This is a genomic window from Pseudomonas sp. ASL4 (assembly GCF_056680395.1).
Map to the genome: position 1 here is coordinate 1,072,990 of NZ_CM155280.1, position 13,806 is coordinate 1,086,795.

The following is a 13,806-nucleotide window of genomic DNA, read 5'->3' on the forward strand; positions in this document are numbered from 1 at the left end:
TCCAAAAACTCAGAACGACATCCGCGCCTCGACGTATAGGTTCTGCTCCCGCAGCTTGCCTTTGAGCTGTTCATCCCGGGCATTGATGCGGTTGGCAAAGGTGTTGTAGCCGGTTTCGATGTCACCCATATCGACATAGCGGTAACCAGTGCCGAGGGTGATTTGCTGGGTGAGCTTGAAGTCGGCCCCGACGCCCACGGCATAGGCGAAATTGTTCTGGCTGTTGTTGGCGAATCGCCGCGAGGTGTTGGATTGATAACCCTCGGAGCTGATGTGGGCCACACCCACCCCGGCCATGGCGTACAGCGACAGGTAGTCGTTCAGCGGGAAGTCCTTGTAGCCGTTGAGCATCAAGCGGCTGGACGAGACTTGCATGTTGTTGACGTTGGCATTGAACGGCGCCCAATGACTCTTGAACTCCGAATCGTTTTTGAGGGTGTATTCGCCTTCCAGACGCCAGTCACCCTTGAAGGCATAACCCACCGCGAGTGCGCCGCCGACGTTTTTACTGCTGTCCGGGCTGACCACGCGATGGCTGACCCTGGGGCTGGTGAGCAGCGCGCTTGAAAGGTCTTGTTGGGCACTCTGGATTTTCACCGAGCCGTATAGGCCTTCGGCATGAGACAGATTGCTGAAGGCGGCGGCTAGCAGCAGTAACGACAGGCTTGATTTGTTCATGGGTATCGATTCACTTGTGTGGATAATCCGAATCGACAAAGTCTGGGTTCACACGCCGGACGCTAATATCAGAGCCTTCCTCAGTAAGCTGGCGAATTGTCGTCTGGGTGTCAGGGTTTTGACCGTCACCTCTGTAGGAAAGCGGCGTGCAGTTTTTCTGGCCCATAAAAAATGCCGCTCATGTGAGCGGCATTTTTACATCTGTAAACGCTTAGTCCGAGGCGACGGCGTTCTTCGCCAGGATCGCATTCGCCAGTTCCATGTCCGTGGCTTTGAGGCCCGGGTTGTCGGCGCGGACTTTCTGCATGGCGGCTTCCAGGTAAGGGCCGCGGATGCCGCCGTCACTGGCGACGAAACTGCCGGCATCGTCCTGGGCCGCGACGATCAGCTTGTGATCCTTGAAGGTCAGGTAGGTCGAACCGGTGGTCGCACCGGACGAGATGACGTTACGCCAAAAGCTGTCGGCCATCGCTGAACCAACGGGTAGGGACAGCATGGCAAGGGTAGCGACAGCAAGTTTGAGACGCATGATGGGTGACTCCACTGAATTAACTACGGGGTTGGATCGCCATTTACCCAATCGAGTTCCATGACCACTCAGTCAGCCGGTTCCACCAGCAGAATCGCCCCTTGCTGGCTGACCACCCGAACCCGGCTACCCAGCGCGGCATCTGGCCCGTGGGCGATCCACACGCCATCGGCCACTTTGATTTTGCCGTGGCCGTCGACAATAGCTTCAAACACCACGAAGGTTTTGCCGATCAGTTCCTGGCCCCGCAGATTGAGATTTGGCTGGTCGCTCTCTCTCACGGCACTGCGCTGGCGTCGCCACCAGTACAGGGCAGTGGCAATCGAGAGCAGGCCGAACAACAGAAACTGCATTTCCCAGGACAGGCTTGGCAGTACAAAGGTCAGCACGCCAACCGCTGCCGCCGCCATGCCGATCCACAGCAGATAACCGCCGGCGCCGAACACTTCAAGAATCAGTAGCACCGTGCCCAGTGCCAGCCAGTCCCAGAACGACAAATGTTGCAGGAATGCCCACATGGCGAGCCTCAGGCTTTCTTGTTGTCGAACGTTGCCTTGACGATTTCGCCGATGCCGCCGACTGCGCCGATCATCGAGCTGGCCTCAAGCGGCATCAGAATCACTTTGCTGTTATTGGCTGAGGCCAGTTTGCCCAGGGCATCGATGTACTTCTGTGCGACAAAGTAGTTCACCGCCTGCACGTTGCCGTTAGCGATGGCTTCAGACACCACTTTGGTGGCCTGGGCTTCGGCCTCGGCCTGACGTTCCCGGGCTTCGGACTCGAGGAAAGCCGCCTGACGACCGCCTTCAGCTTCGAGAATCTGCGCCTGTTTCTTGCCTTCGGCAGTCAGGATCGCAGCAGCTCGCAGGCCTTCGGCTTCGAGGATTTGTGCGCGCTTGATCCGCTCGGCTTTCATCTGGCCAGACATGGCAGCCATCAGGTCCGCTGGCGGGCTGATGTCCTTGATTTCGATCCGGGTGATCTTGATGCCCCACGGCGCCGTGGCTTCATCGACCGTGCGTAGAAGTTTTTCGTTGATACCGTCGCGCTGGCTGAGCATCGCATCCAGCTCCATGGAACCGAGCACGGTACGGATATTGGTTTGCAGCAGGTTGCGAATGGCGTGTTCGAGGTTGTTCACCTCATAGGCGGCCTGCGCAGTGTTGACCACCTGGAAGAAGCACACGGCGTCGATCTGCACCGTGGCGTTATCGGAGGTGATGACTTCCTGAGGCGGAATATCCAGCACACTTTCCATGACATTCATCTTGCGGCCGATGCGGTCCACGATGGGAATGATGATGTTCAGGCCAGGCTTGAGGGTGTTGGTGTAACGACCGAAGCGCTCGACCGTCCACTGATAGCCCTGCGGCACGACCTTGAAACCCATGAACAGAATGGCGACGACCAGGCCGACAAACAGTAAAAGCACACTACCGATCTGCATAACGATTCCCTGTTGATCAATGAAATTGCAATGGCTGGAGTGTAGCGGCGCGGGTCGGGTAGCAATACCGGTTAGTCACCCCTTGCATCATCAGGAGACATAAAAGGTTTCATTTCTGCTCGCTCTGCGGCGTCACCCGCAACACTTCCTCGATGGTCGTCAAGCCTGCCGCCACCTTCTGCGCCCCCGACAATCGCAAGCTGCGCATGCCTTCCTTGAACGCCTGACGCCGAATCGCCAGCAAGTCGGTATCGGGGGTGATCAGCGCTTTGATGCTGTCGGTCAGTTGCATGATTTCGTAGACCCCGGCGCGCCCGCGATAGCCGGTGTCGCGGCATTCCAGGCAACCGATGGCGCGATGGGCATTGGTCGGCAGCGGTGCTTGCCAGGGGCGGGTCAGGGTTTGCCAATCCTCTTCCTCAAGGGTCAGCGGTGCCTTGCAGTGGGGACACAAGGTACGGACCAGGCGCTGGGCCATGACCCCGAGCACCGTGGCTTTGATCAGGTAATGCGGCACGCCGAGTTCCAGCAGGCGGCTGATGGCGCTCGGCGCATCGTTGGTGTGCAGGGTCGATAGCACCAGGTGACCGGTAAGCGCGGCCTGGATCGCCATTTCGGCGGTTTCGAGGTCGCGGATCTCGCCGATCATGATGATGTCCGGGTCTTGCCGCATCAGCGCACGCACCCCGGCGGCGAAGGTCAGGTCGATGTTGTGCTGGACCTGCATCTGGTTGAAGGCTGGCTCGACCATTTCAATCGGGTCTTCGATGGTGCAGAGGTTGACCTCCGGAGTCGCCAGTTTCTTCAGGGTGGTATAGAGGGTGGTGGTCTTGCCCGAACCGGTCGGCCCGGTCACCAGAATGATGCCGTTGGGCTGGCGGGTCATGTCCTGCCAGCGCCGCAGGTCATCGGCGGAGAAACCCAACTGATCAAAATCCTTGAGCAGCACTTCCGGGTCGAAGATCCGCATGACCATTTTTTCGCCGAACGCGGTGGGCAAGGTCGACAGCCGCAGTTCGACTTCACCGCCGTCCGGGGTCTTGGTCTTGACCCGGCCGTCCTGGGGTTTACGTTTTTCGGCGACGTTCATCCGGCCCAGGCTTTTCAGGCGGCTGACGATGGCCATGGTTACCTGGGGCGGGAATTGATAGACGTTGTGCAGCACGCCATCGATGCGAAACCTCACCGTGCCTTGCTCGCGCCGGGGTTCGATATGGATATCACTGGCCCGCTGCTGGAACGCGTACTGGAACAGCCAGTCGACGATGTTGACGATGTGCGCGTCATTGGCGTCCGGCTCCTGATCGCTGGCGCCGAGGTTGAGCAGTTGTTCGAAGTTGCCCAGGGTGCTGGTCTGCTGATCAGCGTTGGTGGCGCCGGTCACCGATTTGGCCAGGCGGAAAAACTCCACACTGAAGCGCTGGATATCCACCGGGTTGGCCACCACACGCTTGATCGGCAGCTTCAGCACGTGGGTCAGGTCGGCTTCCCAGCCAGTGACGTAGGGTTGCGCGCTGGCGATTGTCACGGCGTCGCGGTCGATGGAAACGGCGAGAATCTTGTGCCGCTGGGCGAAGGCGTAGGACATCAGCGGCGTGATGGCCGCGACGTTGATTTTCAGTGGGTCGATGCGCAGATAAGGCTGACCGGCCTGTTGGGATAACCACAGGGTCAGGCTTTCAAGGTCGAGATGTTTGCCCGGACGGCTGAGGTCGTCCAGGTGTTGGCTGGCAATAAATTCCAGCGGGTGCAGTTGGCCATTGGCGGCATGCCGGCGGCGGGCGTTGAGCGCGAGTTCGGCCGAGTCCTGATTGATAAAGCCCTGGGCGACCAGTTCTCGCAGCAAATCATTGAGATCCAGCCAGCGGTCCTGAGTGGCAAGTTGAACGGACATGCGGGTTCCTTATGAACAATCCTGCAAACAGCGATCTAGACCGCAGTGTGCAAAGGATAGTCGCGGACCCGCAGACCGTTGGGCCACTACCTGGCAAAGCCGTTTCCAGTTCTTTCAGCCCGCCGCTTGTGTTTGCTCATCCCACGCCGCATCGGCACTTTGCAGGTTTACCGAGCAGACGCTGATCAGGTTACGTAGTTTTTCAGCGATCACTTCAGCTCGATGCCAACTCAAGCCGTCGATGACGATGTCGATCGACAGCAAATCGTCCATGCGTTGCACGTTGACCTGCTCGGGGGTCAGAAACTGCAAGGCGAACAGGTTGAGTGCGCGGCACAGCAGATCCGGTTCGGCCTCGGCCAGCAGTTGGTACTGAACGCGGCAATGGGCGTTGCTGACATTCCACACGTCGGCGCGGGCTAGCGGGGTATTCACGGCTTCAAGATGCGGCATGGTCGGTCTCCAAAATCACTGGAGGAATTTTTACATTCGGTGTCGGGCATTTCTTATCTATGATTGGGCTCATTGGCGATTTATCGAATCGTTTGATTCAACGAGCTATCAATCAAAGGTTTTTCTATGCACGCCGAGCTGGATGGCTACGACCGCAAAATTCTCGCGTTGCTGCAAGAGGACGCCTCACTCTCCAGCGCACAAATCGCCGAGCAGGTGGGACTGTCGCAATCGCCGTGCTGGCGGCGGATTCAGCGGATGAAGGAGGAGGGGATCATTCGCGCTCAGGTGACCCTGCTTGATCGCAAGAAAATAGGCCTGAACACGCAGATCTTCGCCGAGATCAAACTCAATGCCCACGGGCGTTCGAACTTCACAGAGTTCACCGAGGCGATTCGCGGCTTTCCCGAAGTACTGGAGTGTTATGTGCTGATGGGGTCGGTGGATTTCTTGCTGCGGATCGTCACGGCGGACATCGAGGCTTATGAGCGCTTCTTCTTTGAGAAGCTGTCGATGGTGCCGGGGATTCAGGAGGTGAACTCGATCGTGGCGCTGTCGGAGATCAAGTCTACGACGAGTTTGCCGGTGTTGCGGTAACGCCTATGAACTTGTGGCGAGGGAGCTTGCTCCCGCTGGAGGCCGAAGGACTCCCTATCCCGAAAACGCGGTGAAACAGGCGTAACGCGTTTGTCGGATTTGGGGGCGCTTCGCACCCCAGCGGGAGCAAGCTCCCTCGCCACAGGTCTTAGTTGTTACATACGCAACAACATTTTCCAGGCACGGTTCTGATACACGGCAATCGCTTGCTGCTTGCGCGCATCCAGGCTTTCGTCGGTGATCGGCTCGTTGGCCAGTTGCGCCAGTTTGTTCAGCTCACCGTACAGGCGATCCATTTCCGGGATGTCCAGCACGCCACGGGCGTGGTGCATCCAGGCCTGGATGCGTTCGATGCGTGGCAGTTGCTCGGCCAGGTCTTCCGGCTGTTGCTGATAACGCTGCAATTGCAGGGACGTGGCTTCTTCGCCCAGCAGGCGCGGGAGCCAGTTGGCCAGTTGCGCAGCGCCTTGGCGATTGCCGCGCACGTTGCGATCAGCAGCCCAGGTGCGGGCCAGCAACCAGCGCGAAGTGTTCAGCGAGAACAGGCCCCAGCGCGGGTCTTCCAGTTCTTCGAGGAACTGCTCCGGCGCGGCTTTGCGCACGTCTTCGTCGTCCAGCCCGGCTTGAACCAGCGGACGCCAGTCTTCCAGCAAGGCGTCGAGTGCAACGCGCAGGTCGTGAGTCGACTGACGCGGTGCCGCTTGACCGAGGCTGCTGAGCAGCGCGCGCAGTTCACCGAGGTTTTCGACCCAGTCCTGCAACAGGCGCCAGTGGCCATTGAAGCGATATTGTTCAGCCAGACGCTGGCTGCTGCCCAACAAGTGCCAGCTCAGGGCGGCGAAAGCGTCGTCCAGCGGCATTTCGGCAGTGATTTGCGGCGCCGGCAGGCTCAGCGAGTAGCTGTTGGCGTCGTACAAACGATAGCCGCGCTCGGCCTTGCTGATGTCACACGGCATCAGGGCCAGGGTCGCGGCCAGTTCAGCGGCCAGTTCCAGCAGCGCGGCAGGTTCGCCTTCGCGCAGTTCCAGTTCGAGCTCGCAGATTTCTTCTTTCTGTTTACCGACCACTACGTGGCCGAAGTCCAGCGCCGCTTCGATGACCACTTTGGTCTTGCCACGGCCCCAAGCGATTTCCGCGCGTTCGCGAACGAAATCGGTGGTGAAAATGGCTTTCAGGGTTTTCTTGTCCAGCTCGGCCAGCTCTTCAGGCCAGCATTCGCCGTCGAGTTTCTTCACGTCGAGCTTGGCTTTGGGCAGGTTCCAGTCGTATTCGTTACGCTCGGACAGACCGGCAACGCTCTGGCCGCGGGTCTTGAGGGTCTGAATCACTTCTTCGCCATCGCGGCGCAGGCGCAGGGCAACCTTGGCGCGGGCCAGGTCGCGCTCAGGCGTGTCGAAGTACTGGTTCATCAACTCACGGCGTTCCCAGCCACTTTTGTTGCGTTTTTTCAGTAGCGGGTGCTCGCGCAGGGCAGCGAGGGTTTCGCGGCTGACGCGGAGTTTGATTTCGGTTTCTTTCTGCATGGCCGGAAAATCCAGGATCGGGAGCGCAGCCGGGGGAATGTGTGGCTGCCAAGGTCGTGCAGTGTACAGGACTCACAAGTCCTACGCGCCGCGGCGGTTTATTCCTGAAGCCGGATGGTTCTATGATGGACTTCAAATCGGGAGTTTGGAGTCAGCGATGCCTTTGCCGTCCATGAAAGATCAGTTCGCTGCGCTGATCGCTGCGCCGTCGGTCAGTTGTACCCAGCCGAGCCTGGATCAAACCAATCGTCCGGTGATCGACTTGCTGGCGACCTGGCTCGGTGATTTGGGTTTTGCCTGTGATATCCAGCAGGTCAGCCCCGGAAAATTCAACTTGCTCGCCAGTTTTGGTTCCGGCCCCGGTGGGCTAGTGCTGGCCGGGCACAGCGACACCGTGCCGTTCGACGGCGCGTTGTGGCAGACCGATCCATTGAAACTGACGGAAGTGGACGGCCGTTGGGTCGGCCTCGGCAGTTGTGACATGAAGGGCTTTTTCGCCTTGGCCATCGAAGCGGTCATTCCGCTGCTCGACCAGCCGTTCAAGCAGCCCTTGATGATCCTCGCCACTTGCGATGAAGAAAGCTCGATGTCCGGGGCGCGGGCCCTGGCCGCCGCTGGACGCCCGCTGGGCCGGGCGGCGGTGATTGGCGAGCCGACCGGCCTGAAGCCGATCCGCCTGCATAAAGGCGTGATGATGGAACGCATCGATATTCTCGGTCGCAGCGGCCATTCCTCGGACCCAAGCCTGGGGCACAGTGCTCTCGAAGCCATGCACGACGCGATTGGCGAACTGCGCGGCTTGCGTCTTTTATGGCAACGCGAATTCCGCAACCCGCAGTTCAGCGTGCCGCAACCGACGATGAACTTCGGCTGCATCCACGGCGGTGACAACCCCAACCGCATCTGTGGCCAGTGTTCGCTGGAATTTGACCTGCGACCGCTGCCGGGCATGGACCCGAATGCCCTGCGCGAGGCGATTTTGCAGAAGCTCAAGCCGATTGCCGAGCGGCATCAGGTGAAGATCGATTACGCGCCGCTGTTCCCCGAAGTGCCACCGTTCGAGCAGGCCGAAGACGCCGAATTGGTCCGGGTCGCGGAAAAGCTCACCGGTCATCGGGCCGAAGCAGTAGCGTTCGGCACGGAAGCACCTTATCTTCAGCGTCTTGGCTGCGAAACACTGGTGCTTGGCCCGGGCGACATCGCCTGCGCTCACCAACCGGGGGAATACCTCGAAATGTCACGTTTGCAGCCTACCGTGCATCTATTACGACAACTGATTGAACATTACTGCCTGACACCGGCCCAAAACCCAATGCCAGCCAGTTAAACGCAATCCAGGTGGGAGCGGGCTTGCTCGCGAAAGTGGTGTGTCAGGCAATATTGATGTCGGCTGACACGGCCCCTTCGCGAGCAAGCCCGCTCCCACAGGTTCTGTGTTTAGGCTGATTAACCGGTTTAAATTACCAGTGTCCAAACCCGTATTCATGAGGAGAGCTCGCGTGTTGCCAAGCCTGTTCCGACGATAACCACCAGCCCGTTGTGCGTTTTGTGTTTCGCCCATTTTTTGGCTGCTATTTATTACAGGCCCAGGTTCATGCCCGAATACGTTAATTGGCTTCGTCACGCATCTCCTTACATCAATGCCCACCGCGATTGCACGTTCGTCGTCATGCTGCCCGGCGACGGTGTGGAGCATCCGAACTTCGGCAATATCGTCCACGACCTGGTGCTGTTGCACAGCCTCGGCGTGCGACTGGTGCTGGTTCATGGTTCCCGTCCGCAAATCGAAACCCGCCTCGCCGCCCGCGGCCTGATCCCGCACTACCACCACGGGATGCGCATCACCGATGCCGCGACCCTGGAATGCGTGATCGATGCGGTCGGTCAACTGCGTATCGCCATTGAAGCGCGGTTGTCCATGGACATGGCCTCGTCGCCGATGCAGGGCTCGCGGCTGCGGGTGGCCAGCGGCAACCTGGTGACGGCACGGCCGATTGGCGTGCTCGAAGGCGTCGACTATCACCACACCGGCGAAGTGCGCCGGGTCGACCGCAAGGGCATCAATCGCCTGCTGGACGAGCGCTCCATCGTGCTGCTGTCGCCGCTGGGCTACTCGCCGACCGGTGAGATTTTCAACCTGGCGTGTGAAGACGTCGCCACCCGTGCTGCCATCGACCTCGGCGCGGACAAACTGCTGCTGTTCGGCGCGGACCTGGGCTTGATCGATGAACACGGTCGCCTGGTTCGCGAATTGCGCCCACAACAGGTGCCGGCGCATCTGCAACGCCTGGGCAGCAACTATCAGGCTGAGTTGCTGGATGCGGCGGCTGAAGCGTGTCGCGGCGGCGTGGCGCGTAGCCATATCGTCAGCTACGCCGAAGACGGTGCGCTGCTGACCGAACTGTTCACCCGCGACGGTGGCGGCACGTTGGTGGCCCAGGAACAATTCGAGCTGGTGCGCGAAGCGGCGATTGAAGACGTCGGTGGTTTGCTGGACTTGATCAGCCCGTTGGAAGAGCAGGGGATTCTGGTACGCCGTTCCCGTGAAGTGCTGGAACGTGAGATCGAGCAGTTCAGCGTGGTCGAGCGCGAAGGCATGATCATCGCCTGCGCGGCGCTGTATCAGATTGCCGATTCGGATGCCGGGGAACTGGCCTGTCTGGCGGTGAACCCGGAGTATCGCCATGGCGGTCGTGGCGATGAACTGTTGGAACGGATCGAAACCCGTGCCCGGGCGCAGGGTCTGAAAACCCTGTTCGTGCTGACCACCCGGACCGCTCACTGGTTCCGCGAGCGTGGGTTCGAGCCAAGCAGCGTCGAGCGCCTGCCGTCGGCGCGGGCGTCGCTGTACAACTATCAGCGTAATTCGAAGATCTTCGAAAAGACCCTGTAACCACAAAACTATTGTGGCGAGGGAGCTTGCTCCCGCTGGGCTGCGTAGCGGCCCCAAGCCCGGCAATCGCGTTATATCTGAATCAACGCGCTGCCGGGTTTGGGAGTCCTTCGGCCTCCAGCGGGAGCAAGCTCCCTCGCCACAGGGGTTGTGTTATTCCTTTACGAACTTCGCGCTAACGTACGGCGAGTAATCCGGCAGCACCGTTTCGACCTTTCCTTGCTCCTTCAAAAACTTCGCTGTCTCACCAATTGCCTTGGCTGTGCCGCCGTCCAGCAGCGCGGTGGTCTGTTGCGCCTTGGCATCCGGGAAGTTTGAGCCGGCCAGCAATTCCGGCACGTCGGCGGCATTGGCTCCGGTCAGTTTGGCGATTTTCTGCACCGGCACCGAGTCGGCAGTCCAGCTGTCTTTATGGGCGGCATAATCGGCGAACGAGTCCAGGGTGACCTTGGCGAATTTCGCCACCACCTCTGGATGCTTCTCGGCGTAATCCTTGCGCGCGACCCAGACCTCGAAGGTCGGCGCACCCCATTGGCCGACCTGTGCGGCATCGGTCAAGGTCTTGCCGGTCTTACGAATTTCCCCCAGCGCCGGTGACCAGACAAACGCGCCGTCGATGTCGCCACGCTTCCAGGCAGCGGCGATTTCAGCAGGTTGCAGGTTCACCACTTTGACTTTTGAGGCATCGAGGCCCCAATGCTTCAGTGCGCCGAGCAGGCTGTAATGGGACGTTGAAACGAAGGGCGTGGCGATGGTCTTGCCGATCAAATCTTCCGGTTTATTGATGCCGCTGCCATTACGCACAACCAAGGCTTCGGCCGCGTTGATCTGGGCGGAAACGATAAACGCGACGATTGGCAGATTGCGTGAAGCGGCCGCGGCCAAGGGGCTGGAACCAAGGTAGCCGATCTGCACATCGCCGGAGGCAATGGCGGTGACCACTTCCGGGCCGCTATTAAAACGCCGCCAGTCAATTTTCTGTCCAATGGCTGTCTCATAAGTGCCATCTGCCTGAGGTACTTTGCTCGGGTCGATACCGGTCTGATAGCCCACCGTGAGGTTGGCCGCTTGAGCACCACAGGAAATTAATATCGATATACAAACTGTAACAATTTGACTGGATAGTGCGCGTTTGGCCATCATGGCGTCGCCTTTTCGATAGGGGTTGACGAATTGAAGATGTGTCAACGCTAAGCGATCTAAAAAAAGGCTAATAAATACCATTTAGTAATTAGCTTATGAGCCGATACCTGATGTCCCGGTGCGGTTTCGCAGTGATGAGCTATATTCCATTGCGGTATGAAAAAGAATGAAATAATTCTTTTTGGGTTTATGAGTAATTCATTACCCTGCAGGGACCAAATCACTGCGGTTAGACGAAGGTCGTAGACATGGTTGGTAACGATTGACTTATTGGTCACGGTCTGGCGCTAATCGCGCATCTTCGGATCCAGGGCATACGACCCAGGACCAGATACACAAGAATTAGAACGAGAGGAGCGAAACAATGAACAAGTCCACTTTGGCCCTGGCAGTGGCCGTAGGGGTTTTGGCGCAGCAGGCAGGCGCCGCCGGTTTCATCGAAGACAGCAAGGCTACCTTGGGTCTGCGTAACTTCTACATCAACACCGATAACCGTACTGGCCCGGACACCGCTTCGAGCAAGAACAAAAACGAAGAATGGGGCCAAGGCTTCGATCTGCGTTTCATCTCGGGTTACACCCAAGGTACTGTTCAGTTCGGCGTTGATGCTATCGGCCTGTACGGCGTGCGTCTGGATTCCAGCTCGAACAAGAGCGGCAACGCCAACGGCGCGGCTTCCGGCGGCACCGTGTTCCCAAGCGATGGCAACAGTGCTGTTCCAGACTTCGGTAGCCTGGGTCTGACCGGTAAGGTCAAGATCTCCCAGACCGAACTGAAAGTCGGCACCCTGATGCCGAACAACCCGGTCATCAAGTACAACGATGGTCGTCTGCTGCCACAAACCTTCACCGGTGGCGAGCTGAAGTCCAACGAAATCAAAGACCTGACCCTGACTGCCGGTCAGATCGAGTCCGCCAAGGGCCGTAACTCCAGCAACGACGAAGATCTGTCGATTGCCGTCGCGAACGCTAGCTCGAACTATGACGCTGGCAAGTTCAGCAACAAGTTCTACTACGGCGGTGCTGACTACAAAATCACCAAAGACCTGACCGCATCGTACTACTACGGTGAATTGAAGGACTTCTACTCGCAGAACTTCCTGGGTCTGGTCCACAACTGGGCAATCGGTCCAGGCGTGCTGAAAAGTGACCTGCGTTACTACCGCAGCCGTGACAACGGTGCCAACGGCAACGACTCCGCTTACTACACCAGCGGTTTCTACGGCGGCAAAACTGTCAAAGGCAAAGTCGACAACGACCTGTACAGCTACCTCGCTTTGTACTCGGTTGAAGGCCACACCTTCGGCGGCGGCTACCAGTACACCAAGGGCGACAGCGATTTCCCTTGGCTGAACCAGGGTGACGGTTCGTCCAACAGCACCATCACCGACATGCAGATCCAGAAGTTTGCCCGTGCTGGCGAACGTACCTGGCAAGCTCGCTACGCGTATGACTTCGCCAAAGTCGGCGTACCTGGCCTGACCGCTGGTGTGATCTACCTGCGTGGTAGCAACATCGACAACCCTACCGGTGACAAGACCGAATGGGAACGTGACATCACCCTCGGTTACGTTGTTCCAGAAGGCCCGCTGAAAAACCTCGGCGTTGCCTGGAAAAACGCTATGTGGCGCACCGACATCGCTACTCGCGACCAGGACGAAAACCGTCTGATCGTCAGCTACTCGATCCCGCTGTTGTAATAGCGTGACCTTGTAAGTCTGAGTAAAAAAAGCCCCGCCCGGCACCACGCCGAGCGGGGCTTTTACATTTCCGAGTCAGGCTCACCCCCGTAAACCCTCCCCGAAATTCCCCTCTGTGCAGCTACTCAAGGCCTTCTCGAACCTTGTGAGCGATGTTCGTCTCGATGACCGTGCAGGTCCAGTGAACAGATCTTTAATATTCATTTATGATCTAAATAAATCGATATTTATTCTTTTTAAACTATAAGAAACACAGGCACAGTTGAGCTCATCAAGCACTCACCAGGAGCAGCACCATGAGCCTCAGACTTGGCGACATCGCCCCCGACTTCGAACAGGATTCCAGCGCCGGCACCATCCGTTTCCACGAATGGCTGGGCGATAGCTGGGGCGTGCTGTTTTCCCACCCGGCGGACTTCACCCCGGTGTGCACCACCGAACTGGGCTTCACCGCCAAGCTCAAGGATGAATTTGCCCTGCGCGGCGTAAAAGCCATCGCGCTGTCCGTCGACCCGGTGGATTCGCACCACAAGTGGATCGAGGACATCAACGAAACCCAGAACACGATCGTCAACTTCCCGATCCTGGCCGACGCTGATCGCAAGGTCTCGGACCTGTACGACCTGATTCACCCGAATGCCAACGACACCCTGACGGTGCGCTCGCTGTTCGTAATCGACCCGAACAAGAAGGTTCGGTTGACCATCACTTATCCGGCCAGCACCGGTCGCAACTTTCATGAAATCCTGCGGGTGATCGACTCGCTGCAACTCACCGATAACTACAAAGTGGCCACCCCGGCCAACTGGCAGGACGGTGATGAAGTGGTGATCGTGCCGTCGCTCAAGGACGAAGACGAAATCAAGAAACGCTTTCCCAAGGGTTATCGCGCGGTGAAACCGTACCTGCGCCTGACGCCGCAACCGAATCGTTGATCTGAAATACTGCCC

The 13,806-nt window shown here is 58.5% G+C and carries 13 protein-coding genes; 5 read left to right on the plus strand and 8 right to left on the minus strand.

Annotation, left to right across the window (positions count from 1 at the left end):
- Nucleotides 1-9 precede the first annotated feature (9 nt).
- The 6 genes from AC1MEW_RS04720 to AC1MEW_RS04745 form a co-directional block, all read right to left on the minus strand.
- Complete coding sequence (locus AC1MEW_RS04720; protein ID WP_201256271.1) at nucleotides 10-678, minus strand: outer membrane protein; 669 nt, start codon at nucleotides 676-678, stop codon at nucleotides 10-12.
- 211 nt (nucleotides 679-889) lie between these two features.
- On the minus strand, nucleotides 890-1,210 hold the full coding sequence (locus AC1MEW_RS04725) for a DUF2388 domain-containing protein (protein ID WP_201190679.1): 321 nt from the start codon (nucleotides 1,208-1,210) through the stop codon (nucleotides 890-892).
- A gap of 65 nt (nucleotides 1,211-1,275) precedes the next feature.
- Complete coding sequence (locus AC1MEW_RS04730; RefSeq protein ID WP_201256270.1) at nucleotides 1,276-1,725, minus strand: NfeD family protein; 450 nt, start codon at nucleotides 1,723-1,725, stop codon at nucleotides 1,276-1,278.
- Between the two features lie 8 nt (nucleotides 1,726-1,733).
- Nucleotides 1,734-2,654, minus strand: a complete 921-nt coding sequence (locus AC1MEW_RS04735; protein WP_201256269.1) for an SPFH domain-containing protein — start codon at nucleotides 2,652-2,654, stop codon at nucleotides 1,734-1,736.
- Nucleotides 2,655-2,763: 109 nt separating this feature from the next.
- On the minus strand, nucleotides 2,764-4,548 hold the full coding sequence (tfpB, locus tag AC1MEW_RS04740; RefSeq protein ID WP_201198725.1) for a type IV pilus assembly ATPase TfpB: 1,785 nt from the start codon (nucleotides 4,546-4,548) through the stop codon (nucleotides 2,764-2,766).
- 114 nt (nucleotides 4,549-4,662) lie between these two features.
- A complete protein-coding gene (locus tag AC1MEW_RS04745; RefSeq protein WP_201198717.1) occupies nucleotides 4,663-5,001 on the minus strand; it encodes a hypothetical protein in 339 nt (112 codons plus the stop codon).
- 126 nt (nucleotides 5,002-5,127) lie between these two features.
- On the opposite strand from AC1MEW_RS04745, the gene AC1MEW_RS04750 reads away from it, so the two are divergent.
- A complete protein-coding gene (locus AC1MEW_RS04750; RefSeq protein WP_123509746.1) occupies nucleotides 5,128-5,598 on the plus strand; it encodes an Lrp/AsnC family transcriptional regulator in 471 nt (156 codons plus the stop codon).
- Between the two features lie 155 nt (nucleotides 5,599-5,753).
- Here the strand turns inward: AC1MEW_RS04750 and AC1MEW_RS04755 are convergent, their stop codons facing one another.
- Nucleotides 5,754-7,121 (minus strand): CYTH domain-containing protein, encoded by a 1,368-nt coding sequence (locus AC1MEW_RS04755; RefSeq protein WP_322269918.1) that lies wholly within the window; start codon nucleotides 7,119-7,121, stop codon nucleotides 5,754-5,756.
- A gap of 157 nt (nucleotides 7,122-7,278) precedes the next feature.
- Here AC1MEW_RS04755 and argE point away from each other — a divergent pair, with 157 nt between their 5' ends.
- Together argE and argA are read left to right on the plus strand one after the other, a co-directional pair.
- Complete coding sequence (argE, locus tag AC1MEW_RS04760; protein WP_201198713.1) at nucleotides 7,279-8,448, plus strand: acetylornithine deacetylase; 1,170 nt, start codon at nucleotides 7,279-7,281, stop codon at nucleotides 8,446-8,448.
- A 267-nt stretch (nucleotides 8,449-8,715) separates the two neighbouring features.
- Complete coding sequence (gene argA, locus AC1MEW_RS04765) at nucleotides 8,716-10,014, plus strand: amino-acid N-acetyltransferase (RefSeq protein ID WP_201198711.1); 1,299 nt, start codon at nucleotides 8,716-8,718, stop codon at nucleotides 10,012-10,014.
- 153 nt (nucleotides 10,015-10,167) lie between these two features.
- On the opposite strand, the gene tauA is transcribed toward argA, so the two are convergent.
- Nucleotides 10,168-11,154 (minus strand): taurine ABC transporter substrate-binding protein, encoded by a 987-nt coding sequence (gene tauA, locus AC1MEW_RS04770; RefSeq protein WP_480427187.1) that lies wholly within the window; start codon nucleotides 11,152-11,154, stop codon nucleotides 10,168-10,170.
- Between the two features lie 367 nt (nucleotides 11,155-11,521).
- Between tauA and AC1MEW_RS04775 the strand changes: the two genes are divergently transcribed.
- Nucleotides 11,522-12,856: an OprD family porin gene (locus AC1MEW_RS04775; RefSeq protein ID WP_480425555.1), complete on the plus strand. Its 1,335-nt coding sequence runs from the start codon at nucleotides 11,522-11,524 to the stop codon at nucleotides 12,854-12,856.
- 296 nt (nucleotides 12,857-13,152) lie between these two features.
- A complete protein-coding gene (locus tag AC1MEW_RS04780) occupies nucleotides 13,153-13,791 on the plus strand; it encodes a peroxiredoxin (RefSeq protein ID WP_201198707.1) in 639 nt (212 codons plus the stop codon).
- Nucleotides 13,792-13,806 lie beyond the last annotated feature (15 nt).

What these genes read in the sequence shown, in the direction of transcription:
- AC1MEW_RS04720 (WP_201256271.1), bottom strand. Translation starts at nt 678, where the DNA reads ATGAACAAATCAAGCCTGTCGTTACTGCTGCTAGCCGCCGCCTTCAGC.
- AC1MEW_RS04730 (WP_201256270.1), bottom strand. Translation starts at nt 1,725, where the DNA reads ATGTGGGCATTCCTGCAACATTTGTCGTTCTGGGACTGGCTGGCACTG.
- AC1MEW_RS04735 (WP_201256269.1), bottom strand. Translation starts at nt 2,654, where the DNA reads ATGCAGATCGGTAGTGTGCTTTTACTGTTTGTCGGCCTGGTCGTCGCC.
- tfpB (WP_201198725.1), bottom strand. Translation starts at nt 4,548, where the DNA reads ATGTCCGTTCAACTTGCCACTCAGGACCGCTGGCTGGATCTCAATGAT.
- AC1MEW_RS04745 (WP_201198717.1), bottom strand. Translation starts at nt 5,001, where the DNA reads ATGCCGCATCTTGAAGCCGTGAATACCCCGCTAGCCCGCGCCGACGTG.
- AC1MEW_RS04750 (WP_123509746.1), top strand. Translation starts at nt 5,128, where the DNA reads ATGCACGCCGAGCTGGATGGCTACGACCGCAAAATTCTCGCGTTGCTG.
- AC1MEW_RS04755 (WP_322269918.1), bottom strand. Translation starts at nt 7,121, where the DNA reads ATGCAGAAAGAAACCGAAATCAAACTCCGCGTCAGCCGCGAAACCCTC.
- argE (WP_201198713.1), top strand. Translation starts at nt 7,279, where the DNA reads ATGCCTTTGCCGTCCATGAAAGATCAGTTCGCTGCGCTGATCGCTGCG.
- argA (WP_201198711.1), top strand. Translation starts at nt 8,716, where the DNA reads ATGCCCGAATACGTTAATTGGCTTCGTCACGCATCTCCTTACATCAAT.
- tauA (WP_480427187.1), bottom strand. Translation starts at nt 11,154, where the DNA reads ATGGCCAAACGCGCACTATCCAGTCAAATTGTTACAGTTTGTATATCG.
- AC1MEW_RS04775 (WP_480425555.1), top strand. Translation starts at nt 11,522, where the DNA reads ATGAACAAGTCCACTTTGGCCCTGGCAGTGGCCGTAGGGGTTTTGGCG.
- AC1MEW_RS04780 (WP_201198707.1), top strand. Translation starts at nt 13,153, where the DNA reads ATGAGCCTCAGACTTGGCGACATCGCCCCCGACTTCGAACAGGATTCC.